Origin of the sequence: Vibrio qingdaonensis (genome assembly GCF_026191675.1) — a bacterium.
Classification (GTDB): Bacteria; Pseudomonadota; Gammaproteobacteria; order Enterobacterales; family Vibrionaceae; genus Vibrio; species Vibrio qingdaonensis.
Window position 1 is genome coordinate 1 of the sequence record NZ_JAKRRY010000075.1, and the last position, 5,947, is coordinate 5,947.

Consider the following 5,947-nt stretch of genomic DNA (forward strand, 5'->3'; position numbering starts at 1 on the left):
TGCTAATGCAGGGCTTTTTCATGTCTGGTCATAATAGAATTAGGCGACATTGCTGCCACCTCGCGCTTAGAGTATTTGCTTCAACACCTTATCTGCGCTGACGCGAGTAATTTTCTTAATCAGTTTCTGTACTGGCTCTGGATAGTTTTCAATTTTTTCCAATTGCCTGTAAGTACAAATCAGCTGAGTATGTTGAAGGATATTCGCGACTTCTTTGTCAAACTTCTCCGTTAAGTGAGAATAATGATCTTGTATTAAGATCGCGTTTTCGAGATCCAGTTTCCAAGCACGTGGGTTAAGATTATTCCCCGTAATGAGCATATAGCGCTTGTCGACCCAAAGACCTTTAAGGTGGAAACTGTTGTCATCGTGTTTCCATAAATTGATGCTCAGATTACGACTAGCGATGTGCGCTTCATTCGCCTTGGCAAAGCGGCGAAGGTTCATTTCATACAGGTAAGGCAGCCCACCGATGGTTTTAAAGTCTTCTTCTGGTGAAATATAAAAATCATTTGCTGTCTTATCACCCACGACAATGGTCACTTTCACACCGCGCTTAAGCGCTCGCCTAATTTCTTTCGCGACGGGTTTTGGAAAATTAAAGTAAGGCGTACAAATGAAAATTTCATCTTTCGCCAACGCTAATAACTGCGTGATTCGATGATTGAGCTTGTTACGTCGCTTGCCAATCCCCACGAGTGGTGTCACAGATACTTGGTGTTCGTCAGCCGTTTCATTATCGAAGTGATATTGTGCCTGTGATAGCGAGGCTCGTAATTGGCGGATCTCTGCTTTAATGTCCTTTACGGTGGGTTTTGCTGATAAAGAAAGGTCATTAACCGCAGGGTTACTGATCATTTCATTTTGCACAAAGTCGACCATCGCGTTAGCCAGTTTAGCATTACCTAAAACATGGTAACGGTCAAAGCGATAGCGATCTTGGTAATTTAAATAGATATTATTGAGGCTAGCGCCGCTATAAATGACTTTATCATCAATGACAAAGCCTTTGAGGTGTAACACACCGAAGACTTCACGGCCGCGAACCGGGATACCGTAAATAGGAATACCATGTGTGTTCTTTTGACGAAACTCACGATACATGGTGGCATTGCCATCTGATTGAGCCGCGCCAATGAGCCCGCGCTGCGCTCGATGCCAGTCAACACAGACCGCGATATCCAGTTCAGGGTTGTTCTGCTTTGCTTGATACAGCTCGGACATTATTTCGCGTCCAGCATCATCGTCTTCAAGATAAAGTGCGACTAGGTAGATTCTTGATTGTGCCTCACGTATCGCTTGAATGAGATATTCACGATAGTCATTGGCCGAATACAAGACATCAAATTGGTTTGGATCTTGAGCCAAAGAGGGAAGCTGTTCAAACGAGTTCCTAAGAGCCATCATGTGGGAGACTTTACCTTTCTTAAGTGCAAAATTGCTAACCTAGAATTTTACCAAATTCTTATAGCGAATGGATAGTAAACCGTTGATAAGTTTAATTCGGATCAACGTATTGCATGGCAACCAGTGACTTTCCGCCTTGAATATAGCGTAAAAACAGCTGTTTTAGTGCGTTAGGGAGCGCATCTTTATCAATTGTCTGAAATCCATGCTGACAATAAAACGTTTCAAGATGTGCCAACGCAAAGCAAAAGTCTTGTTCCGCGAGCTCTTGTTGCACCAGATGCTGCATTAATTTATGTCCCACGCCTTGCAGACGATAGTCAGGTATCACCAACATTCCCGTCATTAAACGGCAGTTTTCAATGCTACGAAATCGCACCAGAGCGCACAGCTGACTGCCGACTTGAGCGGTGATAATGCGCTCATCGGATTTAGGCTTCGCTGCTGGATAGTGTGACTTATAGATTTTCTTTGCCAGCGGTAGCTTTATGGGAGCCAAAAGATCAAAATTTAACGTATCCATAGCCAATGCTTGCTCTGAAGGGATAGAATAGAGGAAGTGTAATCCATCAATGAATGCCCATGCAAACAGAACATAACGCTCAGTTAAGCCCGTTTCACACCTTCGCTATTTCGCAGACTTGTCAGCAATTGGTCACCGTGACCTCTGTCGACGATTTAGTGCAAGCCTATCAAGCCCCCGCATGGGCACACCTTCCTAAACTCATGCTGGGCAAAGGAAGTAATGTATTATTTACCGAGCATTTTGACGGGATAGTATTAGTTAATCAGCTCATGGGTATTAGCCACTCCAGTAGCGAGCAGCATCATCGCTTGCATATCGCCGGTGGTGAAGATTGGCCAAAGCTGGTGGCGTGGTGTGTGGAGCAAGGTTATGCCGGGTTAGAGAACTTAGCGTTAATTCCTGGATGTGCAGGCAGTGCGCCAATCCAAAACATTGGTGCTTACGGGCTTGAATTTAAAGATGTTTGTGAGTATGTCGATTATCTTTGCTTAAACAGTTTTACAGTGAAGCGTTTACAGCAAAGTGACTGTGAATTTGGTTACCGAGATTCCATTTTTAAACAGGCGCTGCACAATAAAGCGATCGTTGTGGCAGTTGGCCTTAAATTGGAAAAGCGTTGGCAACCAAACTTGTCATATGGGCCGTTGCAGCGCCTTGACCCTAAGACCTGCACCCCGCGTGAGGTGTTTGACATTGTGGTGCAAGTTCGCCAAGACAAACTACCGGATCCAGCAAAAATCGGTAATGCGGGTAGCTTCTTCAAAAACCCTGTTGTTTGCGTTGAAAAGTATCAACATATTAAACAGCTGCATCCAGATCTTGTGGCTTATCCTTTTGAGGGGCAGATGAAGCTGGCAGCAGGGTGGTTGATTGATCAGTGTGGCTTAAAAGGCTGTAGCGTAGGAGGGGCAATGGTCCATCCAAATCAGGCTCTAGTGTTGGTGAATGCTAAGTGCGCAACTGCTCAAGACGTCACGTCGTTAGCAGCCATGGTTCGACAGCGAGTGATTGATAAATTTTCGGTTGAGTTGGAGCATGAAGTTCGCTTTATAGGGCGAACACATGAAATCACTCTCAAGGATTTGTGATGAAAGAGCATCAGGTAAAGCTTGCGATTCTACAACAATTGTCTGAAGGAGGGTTCCATTCAGGTGAAACCCTTGGTGAGTCACTTGGTGTTTCTCGAGCGGCAATTAGCAAACATATTCAGGGTATTCAGCAGTGGGGCGTGGATATTTTTCGCGTACAAGGCAAGGGCTACCAACTGGCTCAACCGATGGAGTTATTGAACGAAGCGCGATTAAGACAGACCTTAACCAGCCCCTTTGAGCTTATCCCAATAATTGACTCAACCAACCAGTATTTGCTGGATAAACAGCAAGCGTTGTCGTCCGGGCAGGTTTGCATCTCTGAGTATCAAGCGAAAGGGCGTGGTCGTCGTGGGCGAGAGTGGGTGTCTCCTTTTGGGGCCAATCTTTATTTATCGATGTATTGGCGACTCGAAGCGGGCATAGCTGCGGCGATGGGGCTGAGTCTTGTCGTTGGTGTCGCCATTGTCGAAGCGCTAGAAAGCCTAGGGATCGAGGGTGTTAAGCTAAAATGGCCAAATGATCTCTACCATAACGATCGCAAACTGGCTGGAATCTTAGTTGAAATGTCGGGTCAGGCGGGGGGCGCCGCAAACCTAGTTATTGGTATGGGCATGAACCTCAGAATGAGTCATCAAACGGAAGGGATCGGCCAGCCTTGGACGTCACTTAGCGATGTCGTGTCAACGCCGTTTAGTCGCAACGACCTCGTAGTCGCGTTTGTTAAAGCATGGCAGCAAGCATTAGAAGACTATGAGTTGAAAGGAATGCAAGGCTTTGTCGAGCGTTGGAATCGGCATGACAACTTCATGGGCAGAGAGGTTAAACTCATCATGGGGAGCAGAGAAATTAAAGGTAAGGTACGAGGAATCGACCCTACCGGTGCGGTGTTATTGGAAACCGCTAATGGTATCGAACCTTTTATTGGTGGTGAAATCTCACTAAGACAAGCAGAGTAAGCTTCTTTGTGGTTCGTTTGTCGAGCAGGGCTTGACGTTGATTCAGCCCTGCCAATAATGCTAGAACCATAGAACCTATTTTCTCAAATACACCTTTTCCACACAGTGATTCGCGCCTTTTTCCAAAATCAGCTGCGCTCGTTCCCGTGTCGGCAGAATGTTTTGCACCAAATTCTTACCATTAATTGAGCGCCAAATGTTACTGGCCTTTTGCGCCGCTTCCGTTTCTGACAGCTGAGTGTAGTGGCTAAAGTAAGAGCCTGGTCGAGTAAACGCGCCATGGCGGAACTTCATAAAACGCTGCACGTACCAATGCTCAATTAATTCACTGTCGGCATCGACATAAAGCGAAAAGTCTAAAAAATCAGATAAGAATACTCGGTGTGGGTCATGTGGGTAGTCCATGCCGCTTTGTAGAACATTCAGCCCTTCAATAATGAGGACATCGGGCAAGTCCACCACCTTTTCCACGTCAGTGATGTCATAAGTAAGATGAGAGTATACTGGCGCGACTACGTCGCGTTTGCATGCTTTAACGTCAGAAACAAACTGAACCAATCGGCGCATATCGTAGGATTCAGGAAAGCCCTTTTTGGCCATTAGCCCTTTTTCCAACAGCACTTTGTTGGGATACAAAAAGCCATCTGTTGTAATCAGCTCCACTTTTGGATGATTTTCCCAGCGACTTAACAGCGCTTTAAGTAAACGTGCCGTGGTACTTTTCCCTACAGCAACACTGCCAGCAATGCCGATAATAAACGGCGGCATATGTTCATTTTGTCCGAGAAACTCTTGTAACACTGAGTTACGTCGCTGTCTTGCGGCAACATAGAGGTTAAGCAAGCGCGAAAGGGGTAAATACACGTCAGTGGCTTCGCGCATGGTGAGGTCTTCATTGATGCCTTGAAGTTCTTTCAAATCTTCTTCTGTCAGTGTCATAGGTACAGCATTTCTGCGTGCTGACCATTGCTCACGACTAAAGGACATAAAAGGGCTCATAACTCACCAAACATCAAGGTTTCCATATAAAGAGTGCTGAACATACCTCAAGCGACGAATAAATCAAATAAATCATGCAACAGAACACGCGGAATTGATGAAAATTCACGCAAAAAGGAGGTGAAAGAAAAGAATGTATAGGAAAAGCAATTTTTTTTTAAATTAACGGTTGCATCCACAGACTTCATTCAATAAAATGCGCTCCACTTATGCCGACTTAGCTCAGTAGGTAGAGCAACTGACTTGTAATCAGTAGGTCACCAGTTCGATTCCGGTAGTCGGCACCATTTTCTCCTTACCTAAGACGTAAGCAGATATTGAAAATGGATATAAGTATGGAGGGGTTCCCGAGTGGCCAAAGGGATCAGACTGTAAATCTGACGGCTCTGCCTTCGATGGTTCGAATCCATCTCCCTCCACCATATTCCTAAGGAAATAGCTCTTAGAGTTAACCTGTTGCGTGCATCGTATAATGGCTATTACCTCAGCCTTCCAAGCTGATGATGCGGGTTCGATTCCCGCTGCACGCTCCAACATTTCGAGCGCTGATATAGCTCAGTCGGTAGAGCGCACCCTTGGTAAGGGTGAGGTCCCCAGTTCAAATCTGGGTATCAGCACCAGCTCTCAAAGCAATTATTTCTTTTTGATATATACTTACTGCCAAACTATTTTGGTTGCGTGGTCATTTAAGCCACTTTAATCCGTACCTAGAGGGACAACTCATGTCTAAAGAAAAATTTGAACGTACGAAACCGCACGTAAACGTTGGTACTATCGGCCACGTTGACCACGGTAAAACAACTCTAACAGCTGCTATCTGTACTACACTTGCAAAAGTGTACGGCGGTGTTGCTAAAGACTTCGCATCTATCGATAACGCTCCAGAAGAGCGCGAGCGTGGTATCACAATCGCTACTTCTCACGTTGAGTACGATACTCCAGCGCGTCACTACGCACACGTTGACTGT

The 5,947-nt window shown here is 45.5% G+C and carries 6 protein-coding genes and 4 tRNA genes; 7 read left to right on the top strand and 3 right to left on the bottom strand.

The features are described from left to right. Nucleotides 1-66 precede the first annotated feature (66 nt). Entirely contained in the window at nucleotides 67-1,407 is a 1,341-nt protein-coding gene (gene pssA / locus MD535_RS24850) for a CDP-diacylglycerol--serine O-phosphatidyltransferase (RefSeq protein WP_265677940.1), read from the bottom strand. A gap of 91 nt (nucleotides 1,408-1,498) precedes the next feature. Then, the gene (locus tag MD535_RS24855; RefSeq protein ID WP_265677941.1) at nucleotides 1,499-1,930 is read right to left on the bottom strand and encodes a GNAT family N-acetyltransferase; all 432 of its coding nucleotides are present in this window, start codon (nucleotides 1,928-1,930) and stop codon (nucleotides 1,499-1,501) included. A 59-nt stretch (nucleotides 1,931-1,989) separates the two neighbouring features. Between MD535_RS24855 and murB the strand changes: the two genes are divergently transcribed. Then, the gene (gene murB, locus MD535_RS24860; protein WP_265677942.1) at nucleotides 1,990-3,021 is read left to right on the top strand and encodes a UDP-N-acetylmuramate dehydrogenase; all 1,032 of its coding nucleotides are present in this window, start codon (nucleotides 1,990-1,992) and stop codon (nucleotides 3,019-3,021) included. Beyond that, the gene (gene birA / locus MD535_RS24865) at nucleotides 3,021-3,980 is read left to right on the top strand and encodes a bifunctional biotin--[acetyl-CoA-carboxylase] ligase/biotin operon repressor BirA (protein ID WP_265677943.1); all 960 of its coding nucleotides are present in this window, start codon (nucleotides 3,021-3,023) and stop codon (nucleotides 3,978-3,980) included. Before murB ends, birA begins: the two co-directional genes overlap by 1 nt. A 75-nt stretch (nucleotides 3,981-4,055) precedes the next feature. Here the strand turns inward: birA and coaA are convergent, their stop codons facing one another. Next, on the bottom strand, nucleotides 4,056-4,979 hold the full coding sequence (gene coaA, locus MD535_RS24870) for a type I pantothenate kinase (RefSeq protein WP_265677944.1): 924 nt from the start codon (nucleotides 4,977-4,979) through the stop codon (nucleotides 4,056-4,058). 211 nt (nucleotides 4,980-5,190) lie between these two features. Here coaA and MD535_RS24875 point away from each other — a divergent pair. The 5 genes from MD535_RS24875 to MD535_RS24895 form a co-directional block, all read left to right on the top strand. Continuing rightward, nucleotides 5,191-5,266: transfer RNA gene (locus MD535_RS24875), tRNA-Thr, on the top strand. A gap of 50 nt (nucleotides 5,267-5,316) precedes the next feature. Continuing rightward, nucleotides 5,317-5,401 (top strand) — tRNA-Tyr (locus MD535_RS24880). 36 nt (nucleotides 5,402-5,437) lie between these two features. Further along, a tRNA-Gly gene (locus tag MD535_RS24885) sits at nucleotides 5,438-5,512 on the top strand. An 11-nt stretch (nucleotides 5,513-5,523) separates the two neighbouring features. Continuing rightward, nucleotides 5,524-5,599, top strand: a tRNA-Thr gene (locus MD535_RS24890). 102 nt (nucleotides 5,600-5,701) lie between these two features. Continuing rightward, nucleotides 5,702-5,947 (top strand): GTP-binding protein (locus MD535_RS24895; protein WP_265677945.1); only part of this gene is annotated, 246 nt, incomplete at its 3' end.